Source organism: Rhizobacter sp. (genome assembly GCF_035702065.1).
Classification (GTDB): domain Bacteria; phylum Pseudomonadota; class Gammaproteobacteria; order Burkholderiales; family Burkholderiaceae_C; genus Rhizobacter.
This window is the reverse complement of record NZ_DASSRA010000163.1, coordinates 1-24,358: the sequence shown is the minus strand read 5'-3', so window position 1 is coordinate 24,358 and position 24,358 is coordinate 1. Positions and strand designations below refer to the sequence as shown.

General features: G+C 67.3%; 27 protein-coding genes and 1 riboswitch. Of the genes, 19 read left to right on the top strand and 8 right to left on the bottom strand.

The window, feature by feature from the left end; translation table 11 throughout:
- The 3 genes from VFL64_RS07730 to VFL64_RS07720 form a co-directional block, all read right to left on the bottom strand.
- Nucleotides 1–443: EVE domain-containing protein (locus tag VFL64_RS07730; protein WP_489539794.1), on the bottom strand; the 443-nt coding region annotated here is incomplete at its 3' end.
- 246 nt (nucleotides 444–689) lie between these two features.
- Nucleotides 690–989 carry a cell division protein ZapA gene (locus VFL64_RS07725; protein WP_489539793.1) on the bottom strand — a complete coding sequence of 100 codons (300 nt, stop codon included), beginning with the start codon at nucleotides 987–989 and terminating at the stop codon, nucleotides 690–692.
- Nucleotides 986–1,213, bottom strand: coding sequence for a cell division protein ZapB (locus VFL64_RS07720; protein WP_489539792.1), 228 nt, complete (start codon nucleotides 1,211–1,213; stop codon nucleotides 986–988). Before VFL64_RS07720 ends, VFL64_RS07725 begins: the two co-directional genes overlap by 4 nt.
- A 51-nt stretch (nucleotides 1,214–1,264) precedes the next feature.
- Nucleotides 1,265–1,501: riboswitch (cobalamin riboswitch) on the top strand.
- A gap of 68 nt (nucleotides 1,502–1,569) precedes the next feature.
- Between VFL64_RS07720 and VFL64_RS07715 the strand changes: the two genes are divergently transcribed.
- The 10 genes from VFL64_RS07715 to VFL64_RS07670 are packed head-to-tail and all read left to right on the top strand — an operon-like array spanning nucleotide 1,570 to nucleotide 11,486.
- Nucleotides 1,570–3,528, top strand: a complete 1,959-nt coding sequence (locus tag VFL64_RS07715; RefSeq protein WP_489539791.1) for a TonB-dependent receptor — start codon at nucleotides 1,570–1,572, stop codon at nucleotides 3,526–3,528.
- Between the two features lie 4 nt (nucleotides 3,529–3,532).
- Entirely contained in the window at nucleotides 3,533–4,087 is a 555-nt protein-coding gene (gene cobU, locus VFL64_RS07710; RefSeq protein ID WP_489539790.1) for a bifunctional adenosylcobinamide kinase/adenosylcobinamide-phosphate guanylyltransferase, read from the top strand.
- Nucleotides 4,084–4,962 (top strand): ABC transporter substrate-binding protein, encoded by an 879-nt coding sequence (locus tag VFL64_RS07705; protein ID WP_489539789.1) that lies wholly within the window; start codon nucleotides 4,084–4,086, stop codon nucleotides 4,960–4,962. The genes cobU and VFL64_RS07705 overlap by 4 nt, the downstream gene beginning before the upstream one ends.
- Nucleotides 4,949–5,968 carry a FecCD family ABC transporter permease gene (locus VFL64_RS07700; RefSeq protein ID WP_489539788.1) on the top strand — a complete coding sequence of 340 codons (1,020 nt, stop codon included), beginning with the start codon at nucleotides 4,949–4,951 and terminating at the stop codon, nucleotides 5,966–5,968. Before VFL64_RS07705 ends, VFL64_RS07700 begins: the two co-directional genes overlap by 14 nt.
- On the top strand, nucleotides 5,965–6,729 hold the full coding sequence (locus VFL64_RS07695; RefSeq protein WP_489539787.1) for an ABC transporter ATP-binding protein: 765 nt from the start codon (nucleotides 5,965–5,967) through the stop codon (nucleotides 6,727–6,729). Before VFL64_RS07700 ends, VFL64_RS07695 begins: the two co-directional genes overlap by 4 nt.
- An 18-nt stretch (nucleotides 6,730–6,747) precedes the next feature.
- Nucleotides 6,748–7,683, top strand: a complete 936-nt coding sequence (gene cbiB / locus VFL64_RS07690) for an adenosylcobinamide-phosphate synthase CbiB (protein WP_489539786.1) — start codon at nucleotides 6,748–6,750, stop codon at nucleotides 7,681–7,683.
- Nucleotides 7,680–9,125, top strand: a complete 1,446-nt coding sequence (locus tag VFL64_RS07685; protein ID WP_489539785.1) for a cobyric acid synthase — start codon at nucleotides 7,680–7,682, stop codon at nucleotides 9,123–9,125. The genes cbiB and VFL64_RS07685 overlap by 4 nt, the downstream gene beginning before the upstream one ends.
- A complete protein-coding gene (gene cobT / locus VFL64_RS07680) occupies nucleotides 9,122–10,165 on the top strand; it encodes a nicotinate-nucleotide--dimethylbenzimidazole phosphoribosyltransferase (RefSeq protein ID WP_489539784.1) in 1,044 nt (347 codons plus the stop codon). The genes VFL64_RS07685 and cobT overlap by 4 nt, the downstream gene beginning before the upstream one ends.
- On the top strand, nucleotides 10,162–10,941 hold the full coding sequence (locus tag VFL64_RS07675) for an adenosylcobinamide-GDP ribazoletransferase (protein WP_489539783.1): 780 nt from the start codon (nucleotides 10,162–10,164) through the stop codon (nucleotides 10,939–10,941). The genes cobT and VFL64_RS07675 overlap by 4 nt, the downstream gene beginning before the upstream one ends.
- Entirely contained in the window at nucleotides 10,926–11,486 is a 561-nt protein-coding gene (locus VFL64_RS07670) for a histidine phosphatase family protein (protein ID WP_489539782.1), read from the top strand. Before VFL64_RS07675 ends, VFL64_RS07670 begins: the two co-directional genes overlap by 16 nt.
- Here VFL64_RS07670 and nth read toward each other — a convergent pair.
- The 4 genes from nth to VFL64_RS07650 all read right to left on the bottom strand — a co-directional run bounded on the left by nth (nucleotide 11,432) and on the right by VFL64_RS07650 (nucleotide 15,374).
- Nucleotides 11,432–12,088 carry an endonuclease III gene (nth, locus tag VFL64_RS07665; RefSeq protein WP_489539781.1) on the bottom strand — a complete coding sequence of 219 codons (657 nt, stop codon included), beginning with the start codon at nucleotides 12,086–12,088 and terminating at the stop codon, nucleotides 11,432–11,434. The two genes, VFL64_RS07670 and nth, sit on opposite strands and share 55 nt — an antisense overlap.
- Complete coding sequence (gene rsxB, locus VFL64_RS07660) at nucleotides 12,085–12,666, bottom strand: electron transport complex subunit RsxB (protein ID WP_489539780.1); 582 nt, start codon at nucleotides 12,664–12,666, stop codon at nucleotides 12,085–12,087. The genes nth and rsxB overlap by 4 nt, the downstream gene beginning before the upstream one ends.
- A 22-nt stretch (nucleotides 12,667–12,688) precedes the next feature.
- On the bottom strand, nucleotides 12,689–13,987 hold the full coding sequence (locus VFL64_RS07655) for a polyhydroxyalkanoate depolymerase (protein ID WP_489539779.1): 1,299 nt from the start codon (nucleotides 13,985–13,987) through the stop codon (nucleotides 12,689–12,691).
- Between the two features lie 187 nt (nucleotides 13,988–14,174).
- Nucleotides 14,175–15,374: an amino acid aminotransferase gene (locus VFL64_RS07650; RefSeq protein WP_489539778.1), complete on the bottom strand. Its 1,200-nt coding sequence runs from the start codon at nucleotides 15,372–15,374 to the stop codon at nucleotides 14,175–14,177.
- A gap of 99 nt (nucleotides 15,375–15,473) precedes the next feature.
- On the opposite strand from VFL64_RS07650, the gene uvrB reads away from it, so the two are divergent.
- From uvrB to fdx, 9 genes are all read left to right on the top strand, one after another.
- Nucleotides 15,474–17,570 (top strand): excinuclease ABC subunit UvrB, encoded by a 2,097-nt coding sequence (gene uvrB / locus VFL64_RS07645; protein ID WP_489539777.1) that lies wholly within the window; start codon nucleotides 15,474–15,476, stop codon nucleotides 17,568–17,570.
- Nucleotides 17,567–18,082 (top strand): low molecular weight protein-tyrosine-phosphatase, encoded by a 516-nt coding sequence (locus tag VFL64_RS07640; protein ID WP_489539776.1) that lies wholly within the window; start codon nucleotides 17,567–17,569, stop codon nucleotides 18,080–18,082. Before uvrB ends, VFL64_RS07640 begins: the two co-directional genes overlap by 4 nt.
- 138 nt (nucleotides 18,083–18,220) lie before the next feature.
- Nucleotides 18,221–18,754: a Fe-S cluster assembly transcriptional regulator IscR gene (gene iscR / locus VFL64_RS07635; protein ID WP_047484364.1), complete on the top strand. Its 534-nt coding sequence runs from the start codon at nucleotides 18,221–18,223 to the stop codon at nucleotides 18,752–18,754.
- Between the two features lie 27 nt (nucleotides 18,755–18,781).
- Nucleotides 18,782–19,996 (top strand): IscS subfamily cysteine desulfurase, encoded by a 1,215-nt coding sequence (locus tag VFL64_RS07630; protein WP_489539795.1) that lies wholly within the window; start codon nucleotides 18,782–18,784, stop codon nucleotides 19,994–19,996.
- An 18-nt stretch (nucleotides 19,997–20,014) separates the two neighbouring features.
- Nucleotides 20,015–20,401: a Fe-S cluster assembly scaffold IscU gene (iscU, locus tag VFL64_RS07625; RefSeq protein ID WP_489539775.1), complete on the top strand. Its 387-nt coding sequence runs from the start codon at nucleotides 20,015–20,017 to the stop codon at nucleotides 20,399–20,401.
- Nucleotides 20,402–20,403: 2 nt separating this feature from the next.
- Entirely contained in the window at nucleotides 20,404–20,727 is a 324-nt protein-coding gene (gene iscA / locus VFL64_RS07620; RefSeq protein WP_296689542.1) for an iron-sulfur cluster assembly protein IscA, read from the top strand.
- Nucleotides 20,728–20,798: 71 nt separating this feature from the next.
- A complete protein-coding gene (gene hscB, locus VFL64_RS07615) occupies nucleotides 20,799–21,317 on the top strand; it encodes a Fe-S protein assembly co-chaperone HscB (protein ID WP_489539774.1) in 519 nt (172 codons plus the stop codon).
- Between the two features lie 4 nt (nucleotides 21,318–21,321).
- A complete protein-coding gene (gene hscA / locus VFL64_RS07610; protein ID WP_489539773.1) occupies nucleotides 21,322–23,178 on the top strand; it encodes a Fe-S protein assembly chaperone HscA in 1,857 nt (618 codons plus the stop codon).
- A 9-nt stretch (nucleotides 23,179–23,187) separates the two neighbouring features.
- Entirely contained in the window at nucleotides 23,188–23,526 is a 339-nt protein-coding gene (gene fdx / locus VFL64_RS07605; RefSeq protein ID WP_489539772.1) for an ISC system 2Fe-2S type ferredoxin, read from the top strand.
- Nucleotides 23,527–23,676: 150 nt separating this feature from the next.
- Here fdx and VFL64_RS07600 read toward each other — a convergent pair.
- On the bottom strand, nucleotides 23,677–24,358 hold a 682-nt coding region (locus tag VFL64_RS07600; protein ID WP_489539771.1), incomplete at its 5' end, for an ABC transporter ATP-binding protein.

Sequence of the window (24,358 nt, the reverse complement as noted above, 5' to 3'; positions counted from 1 at the left end):
GCCTTCCATTCGGCAGGCGTCACCGGCGTGATCGACAACCGGTTGCCTGGCTTCAGGACCACCATGCTGGCGAGCGCCGGCGTCTCGCGCATCTCGGCCAGCGAGAGCAGCCGCGTCTTGCGATCGAGCTTGACGTCAACGAGCGACCAGCGCGGGTTCTCGCGCGAGGACTTGGCATCGAAGTAGTGGCTCTTCGGGTCGAACTGGGTATCGTCGGGGTAGGGCGTGCTGGCCACGGTGGCCAGGCCGGCGATGCCCGGCTCGGGGCATGACGAGTGGTAGAACAGCACGCCGTCACCCACCTGCATCTGGTCGCGCATGTAGTTGCGTGCCTGGTAGTTGCGAACGCCGAACCAGGGCACCGTCTGCTTCTTGGCCGCAGCGAGGTCGTCGATCGAGCACTCGCTCGGCTCACTCTTCATCAGCCAATACTGGGCGGGCATGTGGCGTCGGTGCTCCGGAGAAGAAAGGTGTCCGTCACGAACCATGAGCCGCATTCCTGAACCCAGGCAGTTCAGGTGGGCGAGGTCAGCCAGGCTTCGGGTTCATCTGACGCGAGACGATCACACCAGCGGGGCGATGTTCCAAGCCCTTGCTCTTGCGAGCATCGGTTCAAGGAAATATAAGACTCACGCGAACGCAACGGACGCTTCGGATTTTACGCGTGAGCCTCTTGCGCAGGCCAGTGTTCAGAGCAATTGACCGTCAGCGCCAAGGGCTTGATCGAGGCGTTGAATTAGCGCGTCGATGTCGACTTCGCCGCCACCCGTCGTCGCCGGTTTGGGCGCGGGACGTTCGGCCAGTGCGTAGGCCAGATTGAGTGCCGCCAGCACGGCGATGCGCTCGCGTGCCTTGACGCGGCCGCTGTCGCGGATGGTGCTCATCTCGCGATCGACATTGCTCACCGCCTCGAGCAGCGAGGTCTCGCCGCCCTCTGGGCAGCCGAGGATGTAGCTCTGCCCCATGATCGTGACTTCCATCTGTTTCATGGTGCGTTCCCTTCGCTGCGGGTGTCTGCGGGGGCATCGACGGGCAGGCGGTCGAGCAGGGCGTCGATCCGGCTGCGTGCGGCGTTGAGGCGCGAGCGCAGGTTGTCGCGCTCTTGCGTCAAGGCAGTGACTTGCTGCTCCAGCAATTCGTTGGTGCGCTTGAGCTCTTCATGACGCAGCAGCAAGCGCTCCACGCGATCCGCGAGTTCTTGGGTCTTCGACATGGCGCCCTGGGGGGTTGCGAATGGTTCATTGTAGAGGGCGCCCTGCGCCTGCTTACAATCTTGCCCGTTGGTGCACGTGCTGGTTTTCACATCGGCACAGTTAAACGGGAAGCAGAGGTCGTTCGGCCACCACGGCTGTCAGCCCACCTGCGCTGCCCCCGCAACGGTAAGCGGACGAGAGCCCGAAGCTCTCGCTCATGTGCAAACACCACTGGCGCCGCAAGGCGCTGGGAAGGTTCTCATGGGTCGTCCGCCAGCCCGGATACCGGCCAACAGGGGGTGTGCGGCTCGCCGCATGCCATGAGGTGTGTGCTGGCGGGGAAGCCGGTGCGCACGACTTGTTTCGTGAGCTTTCAATGACCTTTCCGATTCCAGGGCGCGCACCGGCCGAGGTGTTCGCCCTTTCCGTTCTCGCGTCCGCCTGCAGCTTCGCAGCGGCGCAGACTGCACCGCCCTCGACCGTGCTGCCTCCGGTGACCGTCACCGCCACGCGCTTCGTCGAAGACGCCAACACCTTGCCCTTCGGCGTGAGCGTGGTGACGGCACGCGACATCCGCAACGCGGGTGTGACCACCGTGAACGAAGCGCTGATGAAGCTGCTGGGCGTGGCCGGCCAGGCCGATCTCTACGGCGGTGGCAACTACGGGCTCGACCTGCGCGGCTTCGGCAGCACCGCCGACAACAACCAGGTGGTCATCGTCGACGGCGTGCGCATCAGCGAGGCTGACATGGGCGGCACGCGCCTGGCCGGCATCCCCATCGACAGCGTCGAGCGCATCGAGGTGGTCCGGGCCAGCAGCGCCGTGCTGTACGGCGAAGGTGCGACGGCCGGTGCGATCGTCATCACCACCAAGGCAGCAGCTCGCGGGCAGGCGGCCACCAACAGCGCCCAGGCCTACATGGGCATGGGCAGCGATTCCCTGCTCGACCTGCGCGGCAGCGCCACGCTGGCGGCTGGCGGCTTCTCGCTGGACGTGGCGGGCAACAAGCGCAGCACCGATGGCTACCGCGACAACTTCAAGTCGGATATCGAAGGCTTGGCCGTCACGGGCCAATGGCGCAATGAATGGCTGCGTGCCGGCGTGCGCACAGCGCAGGACAAGCTGCATTCCGGACTGCCGGGTGCCTTGAGCCTGCAACAGTTCGAGGACAACCCACGCCAGACCAACAACCCGACGGACTTCGCTGACATCGACAACCACAGCGCGGGCCTGTTTGGCGAAGCCCTCCTTGGCAACTGGACGATCGCCCTGGATGCCGGCGAACGCAGCAAGACGCTGGTGAGCCAGCAGTCGTTCAGCTACGCCTACGACATCGACGCCAGCACCCGCAGTGCCCGCGTGCGCCATGCTGCGCCCTTCGGCGACATGCACAACACCTTGGCCGCAGGTGTTGACCGCGATGACTGGACTCGCGTCATTCGAGGCAGCTTCGGCTCGACGGCCGACCAGACTTCCACCGGCTTCTACGCGCGCGACGATCTCAAGCTTGCGTTCGGCACCACGCTGAGCGCGGGCGTTCGCTCCCAGCATGTGGAGAAGACGCTGGCAAGCACTGCAAGCAGCATGGCACCGGTCGACGACCGGCGCACCGCCTGGGATGTCGGTGTCGTGCAACCTGTGGCTCATGGCGCCGCGCTGTTCGCCCGCTTCGGTACCAGCTTCCGATTCCCCAATGCCGACGAGTTCAGCTTCACCTCGATGGGAGCCGACCTGCGGCCGCAGACCTCGCGCGACCTCGACTTCGGCGGCCGTTGGACCTATGGACCCGGCCGTGCCGAACTGCGCTTCTACCGCAACGAGTTGCGCGACGAGATCGGCTACGACCCAGAAGCTCCCAACAACTTCGGACCTGGCGCCAACGTCAACTACGACCCGACGCTGCGACAGGGCGTGGAACTCGAAGCCCGCCACGACCTGAACACCCAGTGGCTGCTGCGCTTCAACGCGGCGGCCCGCCAGGCCAAGTTCACCGAGGGCGATCACGACGGCAAGAGCGTTGCGCTGGTTCCCAAGTACACCGTATCGTTCGGAGCCGACTGGCAGCTTGCCGAGGCACACAAGCTCAATGGCCAGATCAACATGGTGTCGTCGCAGTACGTCGATTTCGCGAACACATGCAGCGTCCCGTCGCACACGACGGCCGACCTGCGCTACGCCTACCAGGCCGGCCCGGCCGAGTTCGCGCTGGGTGTGAGCAACCTCACCGACAAGCAGTACTACACGCTGGCTTACGCGTGCGTGGGGGGGGCGCCGAGCGCCGTCTACCCCGAGGCCGGCCGCAAGGTCACCGCCTCGCTGAGGGTGGGCTTCTGAGGTGATGGCCGGCACCGAGCTGATCCTGGGTGGGCAGCGCAGCGGCAAGTCGCGCTGCGCCGAGCAGCGGGCTGCGGCCTGGCTGCGTAAACCAGGGCACTCGGCGATGCTGGTCGCCACCGCCCTGGGGCACGACGACGAGATGCGCGAGCGCATTGCCCGCCACCGCGCCGATCGTGCGCCAGGGCTGCAGACCGAAGAGGTGCCTCACGACCTGCCTGATGCGTTGCGGCGCCTGAGCGCGCCGCAGCGCCTGCTGGTGGTGGACTGCCTCACGCTGTGGGCCACCAACCTGCTGATGCCCCTGGGTGCGTCGGGCCTGGGGGATGCGGCATGGCAGTTCCGTGTCGACGAACTCTGCGCCGCCATCGAGCGGGCCGCCGGACCGGTTGTTCTTGTCTCCAACGAAATCGGCCTGGGTGTCTCACCCCTGTCGCCCGAGGCACGCCGTTTCATCGACGAACTGGGCCGCATGCATCAGGCCGTGGCCGCACGCTGCGAGGCCGTGACACTGATGGTGGCCGGCATCGAGATGCCGGTGAAGCGGAGGGTCGCGTGAACGCCCGCCTGTGGTGGCTCTTGCTCCTGTGCCTGCCGCTGCAGGCGCTGGCCGAGGTGCGCATCCGCGATGACCGCGGCGTCATGCTCACTTGGCCGCGCAGCCCGCAGCGCATCGTGAGCCTGCTGCCTTCGCTGACCGAAAGCGTCTGCGCACTCGGCGCGTGCGATCGCCTGGTCGGCACCGACCGTTTCTCCAACGCACCGCCGCAGGTGCTGGCCCTGCCCAAGCTGGGCGGGCTGGAAGACGCGCAGATCGAGCGCATCGTGTCGCTCAAGCCCGACGTGGTGCTGGTGGAGCCTTCGGCACGCGCCACCGAGCGGCTGGAGTCGCTGGGCCTGAAGGTGCTGGTGATCGACGCGAAGACCCACGCCGACGTGAAGCGCAGCCTGCGGCTTCTGGGCGAACTGCTGGGCCTGCCTGAGGCGGCGCAAGACACCTGGGCCCGCATCGAGTCCGCATTGGCGCAGGCCAGCGCGCGCGTGCCGCCGGCCGTGCGCGGCCAGCGGGTTTACTTCGAGGTCGATTCCACGCCCTATGCGGCCGGTGCCGGGTCGTTCATCGGCGAGACGCTGCTGCGGCTGGGCATGGGCAACGTCGTGCCGCCCGAGCTTGGGCCCTTCCCGCGGCTCAACCCCGAGTTCGTCATCAAGGCGCGGCCCGACATCGTGATCGCCGCGCAGCGCAACCTCGACGAGATGCCCGGCCGCCCCGGCTGGGCCGCGCTCTCTGCGCTGAAGCAGCGGCGCAGCTGCGGCTTCGACATCGAACACTATGAGTTGCTGATCCGCCCGGGCCCGCGCATGGGCGAGGCGGCACAGCTGCTCGCCACCTGCCTGGCGGGTTTGCCGGAGGCCGCGCATGTCCGACGCTGAACGTCGCGCCCGGCGCCGTCTGGCCGTGGGCCTGTGGGTGCTGACGCTGCTCCTCGTCCTGGCCGGGTTGGCTGCCGGCAGCGAAGGCTGGTCCCCCGCACAGACCTGGGCGTTGCTGGGCGGGCCTGACGGGCAGCTTGTCGTCTGGCAGATCCGCGCACCGCGTACCTTGGGCGCGTGGCTCACCGGCGCCTTGCTGGGCCTGGCGGGTGCCGTGGCGCAGGGCCTCTTCCGCAACCCGCTGGCCGATCCCTACCTGCTGGGTTCGGCGTCTGGGGCGGTGCTGGGAGTGGTGCTGGTGCTGGCCGCGAGCATGCTGGCCGGGCAGGGCGTCAGCCTGGCCACGGTCGATCTGATCGCGCGCTTCGGCCTGATCGGTGCGGCCTTCGTCGGCGCGCTGCTGGGCGTGCTGCTCACGCTCGCGCTGGCGCGCGGTGCGCACGAGACCACGCGCCTGTTGCTGGCCGGTGTGGTGGTGGGCGTGTTGCTGGGGGCGTTGAGCGACCTCGTCACCAACATCGCGCCCGATGCCTTGCGCGGCAAGCAGGCCTTTCTGCTGGGGTCGACCGGCTTCCTGGGCTGGAGCAACTGCGTGCTGATGGCGGCCGGCATGTCGGTGGCACTGCCGCTTGCGTGGCGCCTGTCGCGGGCGCTGGATGCGCTCACGTTGGGCGAAGAGAGTGCCATCAGCCTCGGGCTGTCGCTGTCGAGCGTGCGCGTGGCCATGGTGAGTGCGCTCGCGCTCGCCACGGGCATGGCGGTGTCGCAGGCGGGCCTGATCGCGTTCGTGGGCTTGGTATCGCCTCATCTGGTGCGGCGCTTCGCACCGGCAGCGCATGGCTTCACGCTCGTGGCCAGCGCGGCCATGGGCGGCGTGCTGCTGCTCGCGTCCGACGTGCTGGCGCGCAGCCTGATCGCGCCGCGCGAACTGCCGGTGGGCGTGCTCACGGCGGTGTTGGGCGGCAGCTACCTGATCTGGCTCTTGCACCGGCGAAAGATCGCATGAGCACGCTGCTGGAAGCGCAAGGCGTGTCGGTGTCGCTGGGTGGCCGCCCGGTGCTGCATGCCGTGTCGCTCGCGCTGCAGCCGGGCTGGACGGCCATCGTCGGCCCCAACGGTGCCGGCAAGTCGACCTTGCTGCGCAGTCTGGCCGGTCTGCAGCGGCTCGATGCAGGCCGCGTGCTGTTGCAAGGGCAGCCGTTGGACGCGTGGAGCGGCCGCGAGCGCGCTCGGCAGATCGCCTGGCTCGCGCAACAGGGCAGCGCCACCGGCGAACTCACCGTGCGCGAGATCGTGCAGTTGGGCCGCCTGCCGCAGCTGGGCCTGTTGGCCGAGCCCTCGGCGCACGACCTCGCGCTGGTGCAGCAGGCCATGGTCGCCGCCGAGTGCGACGCCTGGCCCGAGCGCCGGCTGCACGAGCTCTCGGGCGGCGAACGCCAGCGCGTGCTGCTGGCGCGGGCCCTGGCGGTGGATGCACCGCTGCTGCTGCTCGACGAGCCCACCACCCACCTCGACCCGCCGCACCAGGTCGCCCTGGTGCGCCTCTTCAAGCGCCTGGCGCGCGAGCGCACCGTGGTGAGCGTGCTGCACGACGTGCCGCTGGCGCTGCAGGCAGACCGTCTGGTGATCATGCAGGCCGGGCGCATCCGCGCCGAGGGGGCTGTCGACGACGTGGCGGTGCATCGGGCGCTGGCGGAGGTGTTCGAGAACGCCATCCGCATCGAACGGCTCGACAATCGCCTCATCGCCCTGCCCAACCTCGACTGACCTCGAACCCCGCCACGCATGCTGTCCGGCCCCAGCGCCCCATCCCACGCCCTCGTCCTTGCTCTCGCCTTGCTGCTCGCCTGGGCGCTCGATGCGCTGTTCGGCGAGCCGCGCAATGCGCTCCACCCCGTCGCCTGGCTGGGCAAGCTGCTGTGGCCGCTGGGTTGCCGCCTGCGGGTGCTGGCGCCGACGCCGGCGTTCTGGGCCGGCGCGCTCTCCTGGCTGGTGCTGGCGTGCGGCCTGGGGGCCATCGCCTGGTGGCTGCAGACGCGGCTGCTGGGATGGTCGGCCTGGTGGGCCGTGCCGGTTCTGGCACTGCTGATCAAGCCCACGCTCGCCTGGCGCAAGCTGCGCGACGAGGTGCTGGCCGTCGAAGACGCGCTGGCCGAAGGCCTGGAGCCTGCGCGCGAGCGGCTGTCGCAGCTGGTGAGCCGCGACCTGAGCGGCCTCAATGAAGAAGCCCTGCGCGAAACCGCCATCGAGACCCTGGCCGAGAACCTCAACGATTCGGTGATCGCGCCGCTGTTCTGGTTTGCGGTGGCGGGGCTGCCGGGGGCCGTGGTCTACCGCGTCGCCAACACGGCCGATGCGATGTGGGGCTACCACGGCGTGTGGGAGTTCGCCGGCAAGTGGGCTGCGCGCGCCGACGACGTGCTCTCCTGGCTGCCGGCGCGCATCACCGCGCTCAGCCTCTACCCGGCGTGGAAGGCCGCCAACTGGCGCTCGCTGCGGCGCCAGGCCGGCCGCACGCCGTCGCCCAACGGCGGCTGGGCCATGGGCGCGATGGCGCTGCGGCTGGGCGTGCGCCTGGCCAAGCCAGGGGTCTACGTGCTCAACGAGACGGGCGCCTCGCCCTCGTCGCGCAACATGGTGCAGGCGCTTGGCTATGCCGCGCTGGCGGCGTGGGGCAGCATGCTGCTGGTGGTGCTGTCCTGGGTGGCGAGGGCGCTGTGACGGCCCGTGCGGTGATGGTGCTCGGCACCACCAGCGGCGCCGGCAAGAGCTGGCTGGCCACGGCGCTGTGCCGCTGGTATGCGCGCCAGGGCCTGCGCGTAGCGCCGTTCAAGGCGCAGAACATGAGCAACAACGCGCGTGTGGTGCCCGGCCCCGAAGGGCGCATGGGCGAGATCGGCAGCGCGCAGTACTTCCAGGCGCTGGCGGCCCGCCGCGCGCCCGAAGTGCGCATGAACCCCGTGCTGCTCAAGCCCGAGCGCGACACCGCCAGCCAGGTGGTCGTGATGGGCGAGGTGCGCGCGGACCTGGCCGCCGTGCCCTGGCGCGAACGCAGCGAGGCGCTGTGGCCGCATGGCCGCGCCGCCCTGCACGGCCTGATGGCCGAGAACGACGTGGTGGTGATCGAAGGCGCCGGCTCGCCGGCCGAAATCAACCTGCACGCCAGCGACTACGTCAACATGCGCACCGCGCGCGAGGTGCAGGCCGCCTGCCTGCTGGTGACCGACATCGACCGCGGCGGCGCCTTCGCGCACCTGTACGGCACGCACCAGTTGCTGCCGGCGGCGGAGGCCAAGCTGCTGCGCGGCTTCGTGCTCAACCGCTTTCGCGGCGACGCAAGCCTGCTCGCGCCGGGGCCGCAGATGCTGGAGAAGCTCACCGGCGTGCCCACGCTCGCCGTGCTCCCGATGTGGCGCGGCCACGGCCTGCCGGAAGAAGACGGGGTCTTCGACGAGGCCTCCACGCGACAAGCCGGCCTGCAGGTGGCCGTCGTGGCCTACCCGCGCATCAGCAACCTCGACGAGTTCCAGCCGTTGCGCAACCTGCCGGGGGTGTCGCTGCACTGGGCCCGCAACGCGGCCGAACTCGAAGGCGTCGACTGGATCATCCTGCCCGGCTCCAAGCACAGCAGTGGCGATCTGGCGTGGCTGCGCGAGCAGGGCATGGACGCTGTGATCGCCCGCCACGCCGCCGCCTCGCGGCCGGTGCTGGGTGTGTGCGGCGGCCTGCAGATGCTGGGAGAGCAACTCATCGACACCGAGGGGGTTGACGGCAATGCCACTGGCCTCGGCCTGTTGCCGCTCACCACGCGCTTCGAGACTGGCAAGCTGCTGCGTGAGACCGATGCGCAATGGGGTGCGCTGCACGGCCCGTGGTCGGCGCTGTCCGGCCTGAGCTTCGCGGGTTACGAGATCCGCCACGGCCGCACCGAATCGCGCATCAACCTGTCGCCCGCGCTGCGCAATGCCGTGGGCGAGCCCATCGGCTGGCAGCAGGGCAGCGTGCTGGGCCTGTACGCGCACGGCCTGTTCGAATCGCCCGAGATGCTGCACGCGCTCTTCGGCAGCGACGTGCGCAGCCTTGATACCGTGTTCGATGGGCTGGCCGACTTCATCGACGAACACTTTCAACGCGGTTCCCTGATGGACCTGCTGACACCATGAACCTGACCCTTCCCAGCGTGAGCGAGGTGCACGACGCCGAACTCGCACAGCGTCTGCAGCACCGCATCGACCGCAAGACCAAGCCGCTCGGCGCGCTGGGCCGGCTGGAGTCGCTGGCGCTGCAGGTGGGCCTGATCCAGCAGACCGAATCACCGCGCTGGAAGGCGCCGCAGCTGGTCGTCTTCGCGGGCGACCACGGCCTCGCTGCGCGCGGCGTGTCGGCTTACCCGAGCGACGTCACCTGGCAGATGGTGGAGAACTTCCTCGCCGGCGGCGCGGCCGTGAGCGTGCTCGCGCGCCAGCACGGCCTTGCGCTGACGGTGGTGGATGCCGGTGTGCGGCACGACTTCGCGCCCCGGCCGGGCCTGCTGGTTCGCAAGATCGCCGCCGGCACCGCCGATGCACTCGAAGGCCCGGCGATGAGCGAGGCGCAGTGCCTGGCGGCCATCGCCATGGGGCGCGAGGTGGTCGAGTCGCTGCCGGGCAATGCCGTGTTGTTGGGTGAGATGGGCATCGGCAACACATCGAGCGCGGCGCTGCTGCTGGCGCGGCTCACCGGCACCAAGCTCGCGCTCTGCGTGGGCCGCGGCACCGGCCTCGACGATGCCGGCCTCGCGCGCAAGCTGGTGGTGTTGTCCGAGGTGATGGACAGGCACGCCTTGGCGCGCGACCCGCTGCAGGCCCTGGCCGCGATGGGCGGCTTCGAGATCGCCGCTATGGTAGGGGCCGTGCTGCAGGCCGCCGCGCAACGCCGCACCATCGTGGTCGACGGCTTCATCACCGGTGCGGCCGTGCTGGTGGCCGCGCGCTTGGCTCCGGCGGTTCTGGGTTACTGCGTGTGGTCGCACCGCTCGGCCGAGAGCGGCCACGGCGTGATGGTCCGCCACCTGGGCGTGAAGCCCTTGCTCGAACTGGATCTGCGTCTCGGCGAAGGGTCGGGGGCCGCGCTCACCTGGCCGCTGCTGGTCAGCGCCGTGCAGGTGCTCAACGAGATGGCGAGCTTCGAGTCGGCGGGTGTGTCGGACCGCGCATCACCATGATCCTGCACGAACTGCGGCTCTTCTTCATCGCACTGCAGTTCTTCACCCGCTTGCCGGTGCCGCGCTGGGTGGGCTACGAGCCCGAGTGGCTGCACCAGAGCGCGCGCCACTTCCCGGCCGTGGGCGCGGTGGTCGGCGGGGTGGGGTCCGCGGTGCTGTGGGCGGGGTTGTGGCTCTTTCCCCTGCCGGTGGCGGTGGGCTTGTCGATGGCGGCGACGGTGCTGCTGACCGGCGCTTTCCACGAAGATGGGTTGGCCGATACCTGCGATGGCCTGGGCGGTGCGGTCAGCCGCGAGCGGGCGCTGGAAATCATGAAGGACTCGCGCATCGGCAGCTATGGCGCGGTGGGGCTGCTGCTGGTGCTGGGGCTGAAGGCCGCGGCGTTGACGTCGATGAATGCGCCGATGGTGTTTGCCGCGCTGGTCTTCGCGCACACCGCCTCGCGCGCGGCGGCGGTGTCTTTGATCCGCTGGCTGCCGTACGCCGGCGACGTGGCCCACGCCAAGGCCAAGCCGCTGGCGCAGCGTGTGTCGGCTGCCGGCTTTGCCGTCGCATGGGGATGGGTGCTGGTGATGGGCCTGGTGCTGGTGGCGTGGCGTCCGGCGTGGTGGCCGATGGTGCTGCTGGGCCTGGTGACGGCGCTCGTGGGCGCCGTGGGCTGCGCGCTGTGGCTCAGGCGCCGGCTGGGCGGCACGACCGGCGACACCCTCGGCGCCACGCAGCAGCTGAGCGAGCTGCTGGTGTTGCTGGGCTACCTCGCGTGGCTGCGCGCTTGATCGTCTGGCGCCACCCGCGGCCGGACGGCGTGGCCGGTCGCTGCATTGGCCGCAGCGATGTGCCGGTGGACCCGCGCAAGGCCAAGCGGCTCGCCCACCGCATCCGCCAACGTGCGCGGCGCGAGGGCTTGCCGAGGGTGGTCTGGACATCGCCGCTGTGGCGCAGCGCCAGTGTCGGGCGCTGGCTGGCCCGCTGGGGCTGGCGGCACGGCGTGGACACGCGCCTGAGCGAACTTGACTTCGGCGACTGGGATGGCCGCACCTGGGCGTCGATCGGCCACGCGCAGGTGGCGCTGTGGGTCGAGGCCTTCGCCACCCACGCGCCGGGCGGTGGCGAATCGGTGAGCCAGCTGATGGCGCGCTGCCAGGCCTTCCTGGCGGAGCATGGGCATGTCTGCGTGGTGTCGCACGCCGGCTGGATCAACGCCGCGCAGCGCGTGCTGGCCGGTCTGCCGCCACCCACGGCCGCCGACTGGCCGGCGCCCGTGGCTTACTCGGCCGCTGTCGAACTGAGGCGCAGCGCAGCCGGCGCCGAATCGCAGTAGCGCGCCACGCTGCACTGCTCGCACAGCGGCCGGCGTGCCTGGCACACGTAGCGGCCATGCAGGATCAGCCAATGGTGCGCATGCTCCAGGTACTGCGCCGGCACGCGTTCGAGCAGCTTCAACTCCACTTCGAGCGGGTTCTTGCCCGGTGCGAGCCCGGTGCGGTTGCTGACGCGAAAGATGTGCGTGTCGACCGCCATCGTCGGCTCGCCGAACACCACGTTGAGCACCACGTTGGCCGTCTTGCGGCCCACGCCGGGCAGCGCCTCCAGCGCCTCGCGGCTGCGCGGCACCTGGCCGCCGTGGCGCTCGATCAAGAGGCGCGAGGTCTCGACCAGGTTCTTGGCCTTGTTGCGGTACAGCCCGATGGTCTTGATGTACTCGCTGACGCCTTCGACCCCCAGCGCCAGCATCTTCTGCGGCGTGTTGGCCACAGCGAAGAGCTTGCGCGTGGCCTTGTTCACGCCCACGTCGGTGGCCTGGGCCGACAGCAGCACGGCCGCCAGCAGCTCGAAGGCGTTGGTGTATTCGAGTTCGGTGACGGGGTGCGGGTTGGCGGCCTTCAGCGTGGCGAAGAAGGGCTCGATGAACGATGTCTTCATGCGGGCTTGTGCGAGCGCGCGCGGGCCGCGGCTTCGAGGCGCGCGATGCGTTCGCTCTCGTCTCGCGCTTCGCGCAAGTTGTGGAAGGCGTAGCGCTCGCGCGCCTCGGTGGCTTGCTCGGCGCTCCAGGCCTGCCAGCCGGTGCGCTCACCCGTCACGTTGACGAGCGAGATGCAATCGACCGGACACACCGGAATGCACAGCTCGCAGCCGGTGCACTGGGGGTCGATGACGGTGTGCATGAGCTTGGGCCCGCCGACGATGGCGTCGACCGGGCAGGCCGCGAGGCACAGTGTGCAGCCGATGCACCAGGCTTCGTCGATCACCGCGAGTTGGCGGGGGCCTTCAGCGCCATGCTCGGCGCTGAGCGGCAGGGCAGGGCGGCCGGTGAGGCGGGCCAGCCGCGCGACGCCTTCGGCACCACCAGGCGGGCACTGGTTGATGTTGGCGTCGCCCTCGGCCATGGCCTGGGCATAGGCATGGCAGTCGGGGTAGCCGCAGCGGGTGCACTGCGTCTGCGGCAGGGCGTCGTTCAGGGCTTCTGCAAGTTCAGAGCGCGCGAGGTCGGGTCGGTTCACCCGTGAAGCTTACCTGCGAAGCTCAGCGTGCTCTCTTGCGTGCAGGCAGCGCCGCCTTCTTGGCAGCTGCCTTCTTTGGCGCGGTCTGGTGGCTGGCGATGAAGTCGCGCAGTTCGGGGTAGACCTTCTCGCGCCAGCGGCGGCCGGAGAAGATGCCGTAGTGGCCGGCACCTTCCACGTCGTAGTGGAACTGGCGCGACTTGGGGATGCCGGTGCACAGGTCGTGTGCGGCGCGGGTCTGGCCGGCGCCGGAGATGTCGTCGAGTTCGCCTTCGATGGTCAGCAGCGCCGTGCCGGTGATGTCTTGCGGGCGAACCAGTTCGCCATCGACGTCCCAGGTGCCGTTGACGAGTGCGAAGTCCTGGAACACCGTCTTGATGGTGTCGAGGTAGTACTCGGCCGGCATGTCGAGCACGGCGTTGTATTCGTCGTAGAAGGCGCGGTGGAATTCGGCGCTTTCATCCTCGCCGCGCATCAGGTCCATGAAGTAGTCGTAGTGCGACTTCAGGTGGCGGTCGGGGTTCATCGCGATGAATCCGCCGTGCTGCAGGAAGCCGGGGTACACGCGGCGCCCATTGCCGGGGTAGTTGACCGGCACACGGTAGATCACATTGTTCTCGAACCACTCGTAGCTCTTGTTCATCGCCAGGTTGTTCACCGCGGTGGGCGACTTGCGGGCGTCGATGGGGCCACCCATCATGGTCATGGTGCGCGGCGTGAACTCGCCACGGCTGGCCATCAGCGAGATGGCGGCCAGCACCGGCACGGTGGGTTGGCACACGGAGATGACATTCACCTCGGGGCCGATGTGGCGGATGAACTCCTCCACGTAGTGGATGTAGTCGTCGAGGTGGAAGGGGCCGGCCTCGGTGGGGACCATGCGCGCATCGGTCCAGTCGGTGATGAAGACCTTGTGGTCGATCAGCAGCATCTTCACCGTCTCGCGCAGCAGCGTGGCGTGGTGGCCCGACAGCGGGGCGACCACCAGCACGGTGGGCTGCTCCTTCATGGTGGAGAGCAGCGGCAGGTTGTCGGTGAAGCGCTTGAAGCGCAGCAGGCGACAGAAGGGCTTCTCTGCGGCCACCTGCTCCTGCACGGCCACGTCGGTGCCTTGCACCTTGACCGAGTTGATGCCGAACTCCGGCTTCTCGTATTCCTTGGAGAGCCGGTGCATCAGATCCAGACCCGCCGACACGCGGTGCGCCATCGGCGTGTGCGTGAAGGGAGAGAGCGGGTGGTTGTACAGCTTGGACGACGCGCTGGCGAACTCCGAAAAGGGGCTCAGCAGGGCGCGTTGGGTTTCATAGAGCTGGTACAGCATCGTGTTTCCTCGTGAGACCGTGGTGCCAGATGGCGACGCATGATGGTGCGTTGCAGCATTCTAGGCAGCTGACCCGGATCGTGCAGCCGGTGCCCGCGAGTGAAAACCCCGAAAAGAACCAGATATCGCACCTTGTGTGTGCGTTCTGTCTCAAAGAGGTGTCACGGGTGTGACACCTCGGTGCAGGTCAGCTCACCTTGGCGATGGCAGCCACCACCGCGTCGATGTTCTTGTTGTTGAGCGCGGCCACGCAGATACGGCCCGAATCGACGCCGTAGATGCCGAACTCGCTGCGCAGGCGTTGCATCTGCTCCTTGTTCAGGCCGGAGTAGCTGAACATGCCCTTTTGCTGGGTGATGAAGCCCATGTCCTGCTTGAGGCCGGCGGCCTGCAGCTTTTCGACCAGTGCGGTGCGCATCTGCTTGATGCGAACGCGCATGCCGGCGAGTTCTTCTTCCCACAGGGCACGCAGCGCCGGGGTGTTGAGCACGGTGGCCACGACCTGGGCGCCATGCGTGGGCGGGTTGGAGTAGTTGGTGCGGATGACGATCTTGAGCTGGCTCAGCACGCGGGCGGCTTCGTCCTTGCTGGCGCAGGCCACGCTCAGCGCGCCCACACGCTCGCCGTAGAGCGAGAAGCTCTTGGAGAACGAGGTGGAGACGAAGAAGTCCAGGCCGGCGGCCACGAACTGGTTGATCACGGCGCCGTCTTCGGCAATGCCCTCGCCGAAGCCCTGGTAGGCCATGTCGAGGAAGGGCACCAGCTGGGCGGCCTTGACCGCGTCGACCACCTGCGCCCATTGCGCCGGGGTGATGTCGTAGCCGGTCGGGTTGTGGCAGCAGGCGTGCAGCACGACGATGGTGCCGGCCGGGGCGGCCTTGAGCGCGGCCAGCATGCCGTCGAAGTTCACGCCACGCTTGGCAGCGTCGTAGTAGGGGTAGGTGTCGACCGGGAAGCCGGCGTTGGTGAAGAGGGCGCGGTGGTTCTCCCAGCTCGGGTCGCTGATCAGCACCTTGGCTGTCGGGTTGACCTTCTTCAGGAAGTCGGCGCCGATCTTCAGGCCGCCGGTGCCGCCGATGCCTTGCACGGTAGCCACGCGGCCGTCTTTCAGGATGGCGCTGTCGGCGCCGAACACCAGGCCTTGCACGGCCTTGTCGTAGGCGGCGATGCCGTCGATGGGCAGGTAGCCGCGCGGTGTCGGCGTTTCCATCATCTGCTTCTCGGCCTGCGCCACGCACTTGAGCAAGGGCAGCTTGCCGTTGTCGTCGTAGTAGACGCCGACGCCGAGGTTCACCTTGTTCGGGTTGGGATCGGCGTTGAACTGTTCGTTGAGGCCCAGGATCGGGTCACGGGGGGCCATTTCAACAGCGGCGAACAGCGAGGTCATGGACAGTCCTTGTCAGTAGAGCAGGTGAGAGTTTTGGGCTACCCTGGATGTTTGCCCAGTAGGCCCCATTTGCGGGGAAACCCGAGGATTTTATCTGCCATGGCCGACTTGTCCGACACCCCCGTTGCCGACGCCCCCGCGCAGGGCGAGTTCGTCAGCTTTCCCGATTCACCGTTCCAGCTGTTCCAACCGTATCCACCCGCAGGTGACCAGCCCACGGCGATTGCCCAGTTGGTGGAAGGTGTCAATGACGGCCTGACCTATCAAACCCTGCTCGGTGTGACGGGCTCGGGCAAGACCTTCACCATGGCCAACGTCATCGCGCGCCTGGGCCGCCCGGCCATCGTGTTCGCGCCGAACAAGACGCTGGCCGCGCAGCTGTACAGCGAGTTTCGCGAGTTCTTTCCGAAGAACGCGGTCGAGTACTTCGTCAGCTACTACGACTACTACCAGCCCGAGGCCTACGTGCCTCAGCGCGACCTGTTCATCGAGAAGGACAGCTCGATCAACGAGCACATCGAGCAGATGCGCCTTTCTGCCACCAAGAGCCTGCTGGAGCGGCGCGACGTGGTGATCGTGGCCACCGTCTCGGCCATCTACGGCATCGGCAACCCGAGCGACTACCACCGCATGGTGATGACGCTGCGCACCGGCGACAAGATGGGCCAGCGCGACGTGATCGCGCAGCTGATCCGCATGCAGTACACCCGCAACGAGCAGGACTTCTCGCGTGGCACCTTCCGCGTGCGCGGCGACACCATCGACGTGTTTCCGGCCGAGCACTCGGAGCTCGCGGTGCGCATCGAGTTGTTCGACGACGAGGTCGAGACGCTGCAGCTTTTCGACCCGCTCACCGGGCGCATCAAACAGAAGATCATCCGCTTCACGGTCTACCCGTCGAGCCACTACGTCACGCCACGCGACCGCGTTCTGGCTGCCATCGACACCATCAAGCAGGAGCTGCGCGAGCGGCTCGACGAGCTGGTGAAGGCCGGCAAGCTGGTCGAGGCGCAGCGCCTGGAGCAGCGCACGCGTTTCGACCTGGAGATGCTGCAGGAGATCGGTCACTGCAAGGGCATCGAGAACTACACGCGTCACTTGTCGGGCTCATTGCCGGGCGAGCCGCCGTCTACGCTCGTGGACTACCTGCCGAAAGACGCGCTGATGTTCCTCGACGAGAGCCATGTGCTGATCGGCCAGCTGGGCGGCATGTACAACGGCGACCGGGCGCGCAAGACGACGCTCGTGGAATACGGCTTCCGCCTGCCGAGTGCGTTGGACAACCGGCCGCTCAAGTTCGAAGAGTTCCAGAAGAAGATGCGCCAGGTGATGTTCATCTCGGCCACGCCGGCTGACTACGAGAAGCAGAACGCCGGCCAGGTGGTGGAGCAACTGGTGCGGCCCACCGGTCTGATCGACCCGGTGGTGGAAGTGCGGCCCGCCACGCACCAGGTGGACGACGTGCTGCAAGAGATCCGCGACCGCGTCGAAGCCAACGAGCGGGTGCTCATCACCACACTCACCAAGCGCATGGCCGAGCAGCTCACCGACTACCTCGCCGACAACGGCGTGAAGGTGCGCTACCTGCACAGCGACATCGACACCGTCGAGCGGGTGGAGATCCTGCGCGACCTGCGTCTCGGCGCGTTCGACGTGTTGGTCGGCATCAACCTGCTGCGCGAGGGGTTGGACATCCCCGAGGTGTCGCTGGTGGCCATCCTCGATGCCGACAAGGAAGGCTTCCTGCGTTCGGAGCGCTCGCTGATCCAGACCATCGGCCGTGCAGCGCGCAACCTCAACGGCAAGGCCATCCTCTATGCCGACAAGATCACCGATTCGATGAAGCTGGCGCTGGGTGAAACCGAGCGCCGCCGCGCCAAGCAGATCGCCCACAACACCGAGCAAGGCATCACGCCGCGCAGCATCCAGAAGCAGGTGCGGGATCTGATCGACGGGGTCTACTCCGAGAAGACCAAGGGCCAGCAGCGCGAGCTGGAGGCTGCGGCGGTCGAGGCCTTGTCGGAGAAGGATCTGAGCAAGCGCATCAAGCAGCTCGAAAAGCAGATGCTGGAGCACGCACGCAACCTGGAGTTCGAGAAAGCCGCTCGCGTGCGCGACCAGCTGGCCATGCTGCGCGAGCAGGCCTTCGGCGCGCCGGGCGGCGATCACATCCCACCAGCGGGGGCGGCTCCATGAAGGTCTTGATGGTCTGCATGGGCAACATCTGCCGCTCGCCCACGGCAGAAGCGGTTCTGCGCCACAAGCTCGCGGCTGTGGGCTTGGCCGAGAAGGTGACCGTGGACTCGGCAGGCACCCAGGGCTGGCACGAGGGCTCGCCGCCCGACCACCGGTCGGTCGCCCACGCCCGGCGCCGCGGCTACGACCTGACCCCGCTGCGTTCCCGCCCCGTGGTGGCTGCGGACTTCGAGCGCTTCGACCTCATCCTCGCCATGGACGGCGACAACCTCGCCATCCTGGAAGAACGCTGCCCGCCCCAGCATCGCCCCAAATTGGGGCGATTTACCCATCACGCCCGGCGGCACCGGGTCGACGAGGTGCCTGACCCTTACAGCGGCGGTGCCGCTGGCTTCGAGCATGTTCTTGACTTGATCGAAGACGCCTGCGATGGTCTGGTTGCCATGCTGCAGTGCGAAAAGGAAGGTCGACGCCAGGGGAACTTCCCGTCCCAAGGCCGACCGAATCAGTAGGCTTCAGGTATACTTGAGTAAACCTGTCGGAATCAAACCGAGGGTTATCCCGCCCAACGGCGGGGCTCGACAAGCGTGAAGCCACCCTTGATCGCTTTCTTTGATTTGTTGTGCCGTCGTCGGCACCAGGAGGATTTCATGCGTCTGACCACCAAAGGCCGTTTTGCCGTTACCGCCATGATCGATCTCGCCCTGCGCGAGAACACCGGTCCCGTCGCACTGGCCGCCATCAGCGCTCGCCAGCAGATTTCGCTGTCCTACCTCGAGCAGTTGTTCGGCAAGCTGCGCCGCCACGAGCTGGTGGAAAGCACGCGCGGCCCGGGCGGCGGCTATTCGTTGGGCCGCAAGTCCGAAGAGATCACCGTTGCCGACATCATCGTTGCCGTCGACGAGCCCATCGACGCCACCGGCTGCGGCGGCAAGGAAAACTGCATGGGCGAAGACTCCGGCCGTTGCATGACGCACGACCTGTGGGCGAGCCTCAACTCCAAGATGATCGAGTACCTCGATTCCATCTCGCTGCGCAAGCTGGTCGAAGAGCAACTGGCCAAGGGCATCTCCATCGAAGAGCACCCCGTCAAGCGCGCCATCTCGACCCAGCCGGTCGTCAAGCCCATCAAGATCACCGCACCGAACTCGGTGTTTGCTCTGGGCAACGCGTTCAACAAGTAATTCGTTCTCTGCCGTACCGCCATGGACATGACTCCGCATTTCCCGATCTATATGGACTATGGCGCCACCACGCCGGTCGACCAGCGCGTGGTGGACGCGATGATTCCGTGGTTGCGCGAGCATTTCGGCAACCCGGCATCGCGCAGCCATGCCTGGGGTTGGGAAGCTGAGGCGGCGGTCGAGAAGGCACGCGAGCAGGTGGCGGCGCTGGTGAACGCCGATCCGCGCGAGATCGTCTGGACCTCGGGCGCGACCGAGTCGATCAACCTGGCGTTGAAGGGCGCGGCGCAGTTCTACAAGACGCGCGGCAAGCACCTGATCACCCTCAAGACCGAGCACAAGGCCGTGCTCGACACCATGCGCGAGTTGGAGCGCCAGGGCTTCGAGGTCACCTACCTCGACGTTCAGGAAGACGGGCTGCTCGACCTTGAGAAGCTGAAGGCGGCATTGCGCCCGGACACCATCCTGGTGTCGGTGCTCTTCGTCAACAACGAGATCGGCGTCATTCAAGACATCCCGACCATCGGCGCGATCTGCCGCGAGCGCGGCATCATCTTCCACGTCGACGCAGCCCAGGCCACGGGGAAGGTGGCGATCGACCTGGCTGCGCTGCCGGTCGACCTGATGAGCCTGGCGTCGCACAAGACCTATGGCCCCAAGGGCATCGGCGCGCTGTACGTGCGCCGCAAGCCGCGCGTGCGCATCGAGGCACAGATGCACGGTGGCGGCCATGAGCGCGGCATGCGCTCGGGCACGCTGGCCACGCACCAGATCGTCGGCATGGGCGAGGCCTACCGCATCGCGCGCGAAGAAATGGGTGTGGAGAGCGAGCGCATCCGCATGCTGCAGCAGCGCCTGATCGCCGGCCTGTCCGACATCGAGCAGACCTTCCTGAACGGCCACCCCACGCAGCGCGTGCCGCACAACGTGAACATGTCGTTCAATTTCGTCGAGGGCGAGTCGCTCATCATGGGCATCAAGGGCATTGCCGTGTCGTCGGGCTCGGCCTGCACTTCGGCCAGCCTGGAGCCGAGCTATGTGCTGCGTGCGCTCGGCCGCAGCGATGAACTTGCGCACTCTTCGCTGCGCATGACCATCGGTCGCTTCACGACCGTGGAAGAAATCGACTACGTGATCACCACGCTGAAGGATCGCGTGGCCAAACTGCGCGAACTGTCGCCCCTGTGGGAGATGCACAAGGACGGCATCGACATCAGCACGATCCAATGGTCGGCGCACTGAGAATTCTGGAGAACTGACATGGCTTACAGTGAAAAAGTGGTTGAGCATTACGAGAACCCGCGCAACGTGGGCTCGTTCGAAAAGGGTGACGACACGGTGGGCACCGGAATGGTCGGCGCACCGGCCTGCGGCGACGTGATGAAGCTGCAGATCAAGGTGAACCCCGCCACCGGCCTGATCGAAGATGCCAAGTTCAAGACCTACGGCTGCGGCTCGGCGATTGCATCGAGCTCGCTCGTGACCGAATGGGTCAAGGGCAAGTCGCTCGACGAGGCGCTGACGATCAAGAACACGCAGATCGCCGAAGAGCTTGCGCTCCCGCCGGTGAAGATCCACTGCTCCATCCTGGCCGAAGACGCGATCAAGGCGGCTGTGAACGACTACAAGGCCAAGAAAGCGCATTGAACATGGCGGTCACGCTGACAGAAGCCGCGGCACGCCATGTGTCTCGCTACATCACCAAGCGCGGCAAGGGCGTGGGGGTGCGCTTGGGCGTCAAGACCACGGGCTGTTCGGGGCTCGCCTACAAGCTCGAGTACGCCGATGACGTGGCACCCGAAGACGTGGTCTTCGAAGGCCACGGCGTGAAGGTTCTGATCGACCCGAAGAGCCTGCCTTACCTCGACGGCACCGAACTCGACTTCGTGCGCGAGGGCCTGAACGAAGGCTTCAAGTTTCACAACCCGCGCGAGAAAGACCGCTGCGGCTGTGGCGAATCGTTCCGGGTCTGAGCCCCGGCTGTCCCCTGCAGGCGCGGCTCCGGTCGCGCCTTTGTTTTTCTGACTGACGAATCGAATCTGTCGTGAAGCTGGACGACGACGACTTCACCTTGCTGGGCCTGCCCAAGCGCTTTGCGCAAGACCGCGCCTTGGTCGACACACGCTGGCGTGAGTTGCAGGCGCAAGTTCACCCCGACCGCTTTGCCGCCGAAGGCGCGGCCGCGCAGCGCATCGCCATGCAATGGGCGGTGCGCGTGAACGAGGCCCATCGGCGTCTGCGCGATCCCCTCAAGCGCGCGGCCTACCTGTGCGAGCTGAACGCAGCCCCCATCAACGCCGAGAACAACACCGCGATGCCTCCGGGCTTTCTGGTGCAGCAGATGGAGTGGCGCGAAGCCCTCGATGAAGCAACCTCGCTGAGCGATGTCGAAGCGCTGGCCGATGCCGTGGCGACCCACCGCAAGCAGGCGCTGGAGCAGCTGCAGTCGACGCTTGATGAACAGGCGGACTATCTCACCGCGGCTCAGCAGGTCAGAGCCCTCATGTTCGTTGAGCGCTTTGCCTCCGACCTCGATCACCGCCTGGAAGCGCTGGGACAATAACAACATGGCTTTGCTTCAGATCTCAGAACCCGGCGGCAGCCCGGACCCGCACCAACGGCGCATCGCCGTGGGCATCGACCTCGGCACCACGCACTCGCTGGTGGCGGCGGTGCGCAACGGCGTGGCCGAATGCCTGCCCGACGATGCCGGCCGCGTGATCCTGCCTTCGGCCGTGCGATACCTCGACGGCGGGCGCCGCCAGATCGGGCATGACGCGCTGATAGAAGCGGCCACCGACCCGCGCAACACCATTGTCTCGGTGAAGCGCTTCATGGGCCGTGGCCTGTCCGACATCGCTCAGCGCGAGAAGCTGCCCTACGACTTCGTCGATGCGCCGGGCATGGTGCAGCTGAACACGGTCGACGGCATCAAGTCGCCGGTCGAGGTGTCGGCCGAGATCCTGGCCACGCTGCGCTATCGCGCCGAGGACACCTTCGCCGACGATCTCTTCGGGGCCGTGATCACGGTCCCGGCCTACTTCGACGATGCACAGCGCCAGGCCACCAAGGACGCCGCGCAACTCGCCGGCCTCAACGTACTGCGCCTCATCAACGAGCCCACGGCCGCGGCGATCGCCTACGGCCTGGAGAATGGCTCCGAAGGGCTGTACGCCGTCTACGACCTGGGCGGAGGCACCTTCGACATCTCCTTGCTGCGCCTGAGCGAAGGCGTCTTCGAGGTTGTGGCTACGGGCGGCGATTCGGCCCTGGGTGGCGACGACTTCGATCGCCTGCTGGCTGATTGGGCGCTGGCCCAGGCCGGGCTGCAGGCCGCCACGCCGCAAGACAAGCGCGCCGTGCTCGTGGCTGCGCGCGCGGCCAAGGAAAAGCTCTCTTCCACCGACCACGCCACGCTCGCATGCCCGCTCAGCACCGGTGAGTTGTCGGTGCGCGTGACGCGCGACGAGTTCGAGCACATGTCGCGCGATCTCGTGGCCCGCACCGTGGGGGCCATGCGCAAGCTGTTGCGAGATGCCAAGGCCACCAAGGACGAGGTGCATGGCGTCGTGATGGTCGGAGGCTCCACGCGCATGCCCATCGTGCAGGCGGCCGTGGGCGAGTTCTTCGGCAAGACACCGCTGACCAACCTCAACCCGGACGAGGTGGTGGCCCTGGGGGCTGCCATCCAGGCCAACGCGCTCGCCGGCAATGCGGGAGCGGCCGATCTGCTGTTGCTCGACGTGATCCCCCTGTCGCTCGGGCTGGAGACCATGGGCGGGCTGGTGGAGCGGATCATCCCGCGTAACAGCACCATCCCCACGGCGCGCGCGCAGGACTTCACCACCTTCAAGGATGGCCAGACCGCCATGGCCATCCACGTGGTGCAGGGTGAGCGCGAACTGGTGAGCGATTGCCGTTCGCTCGCGCGCTTCGAGCTGCGCGGCATTCCGCCGATGGTGGCTGGCGCGGCACGCATTCGCGTGAGCTTCCAGGTCGATGCCGACGGCCTGCTGGCCGTGAGTGCACGTGAAGAGGGCTCGGGTGTCGAGGCGGCCATCACCGTCAAGCCCAGCTATGGGCTGTCGGACGACGAAGTGGCGCGCATGCTGACCGAGAGCTTCACCACCGCCGAAGTCGACATGCAGGCGCGCAGCCTGCGCGAGTCACGTGTCGAAGCCGAACGCATGCTGCTGGCCACGCGGTCTGCTCTGGCAGCCGATGGCGACCTGCTCGGCGAAGCCGAGCTCGCCAACATCCAGGCCCTGCTCAACTCGCTCGAAACCATCCAGCAGGGCGACGACCACGCCGCCATCGACAGCGCCGTCGAAGCCCTGGCGAAAGGCACCGAGGCCTTCGCGGCCGAACGAATGAACCGCGGCATTCGCCAGGCCCTGGCGGGCCGGCGTGTCGAAGAAGTCTAGAAAGCCGCCATGCCCATCATCAAGATCCTTCCCCACCCCGAGTACTGCCCCCAGGGCGCGCAGATCGAGGCGCCTGCGGGAACCTCGATCTGTGAAGCCATGTTGGAGAACGGCGTCGAGATCGAGCACGCTTGCGAGATGAGTGCGGCGTGCACCACCTGCCACGTGGTGGTGCGTGAGGGCTTCAAGTCACTCAACGAGATGGACGAGGTCGAAGAAGACTTGCTCGACCGCGCCTGGGGCCTGGAGCCGACCTCCCGCCTCTCGTGCCAGGCCATCCTTGCCCAGCAGGACGTGACGGTTGAGATTCCCAAGTACTCGATCAACCACGCCAAAGAGAAGCACTGAGGCCAAAAAAAAGCCCCTGGCCTTGCGGGCCAGAGGCTGCATGAAAGGGCCGGGGCCCTACTGAGGAGACAGTCGGCAATCGCATCGCTCATGCCGCTGAGATCTCAGCAAGGGCCGTGCCTGATTCTGCGGGGTGGGATTCGCCCGCGCTCAAGCCGCGACTTTTTCCACATGCCCGTGGCGGGTGTAGAGGAAGTCGAGCACCTCCTTGCGGTAGTGCACGTACTTGCTGTCCTCCGCCAGGTCGACGCGATTGCGCGGGCGCGGCAGGTCGATGGACAGGATCTCGCCGATGGTGGCCGCCGGGCCATTGGTCATCATCACGATGCGGTCGGACAGCAGCACCGCTTCGTCCACATCGTGCGTGACCATCACCACCGTGCTGTGCGTGCGTGCCACGATCTTCAGCAGCTCGTCTTGCAGGTGCGCGCGGGTGAGTGCGTCGAGCGCGCCGAAGGGTTCGTCCATCAACAGCACCTTGGGCTCCATGGCCAACGCCCGGGCGATGCCCACGCGCTGCTTCATGCCACCGGAGATCTCGTGCGGGCGCTTGGTGGCGGCGTGGCCCATGTTGACCAGTTGTAGCGCCGCGATGGTGCGTTCCTTCAGGCCGGCCTTGGTGTCGGTGTTGCCGAACACGCGCTCGACCGCGAGGTGCACGTTCTCGTAGCAGGTGAGCCAGGGCAGCAGCGAGTGGTTCTGGAACACCACCGCACGCTCGGGGCCGGGTGCGGCGATCTCGCGCTTGTCGCAGATCAGCGCGCCCTTGCTCGGCAGCGTGAGGCCGGCGATCAGGTTGAGCAGGGTGGATTTGCCGCAGCCCGAATGGCCG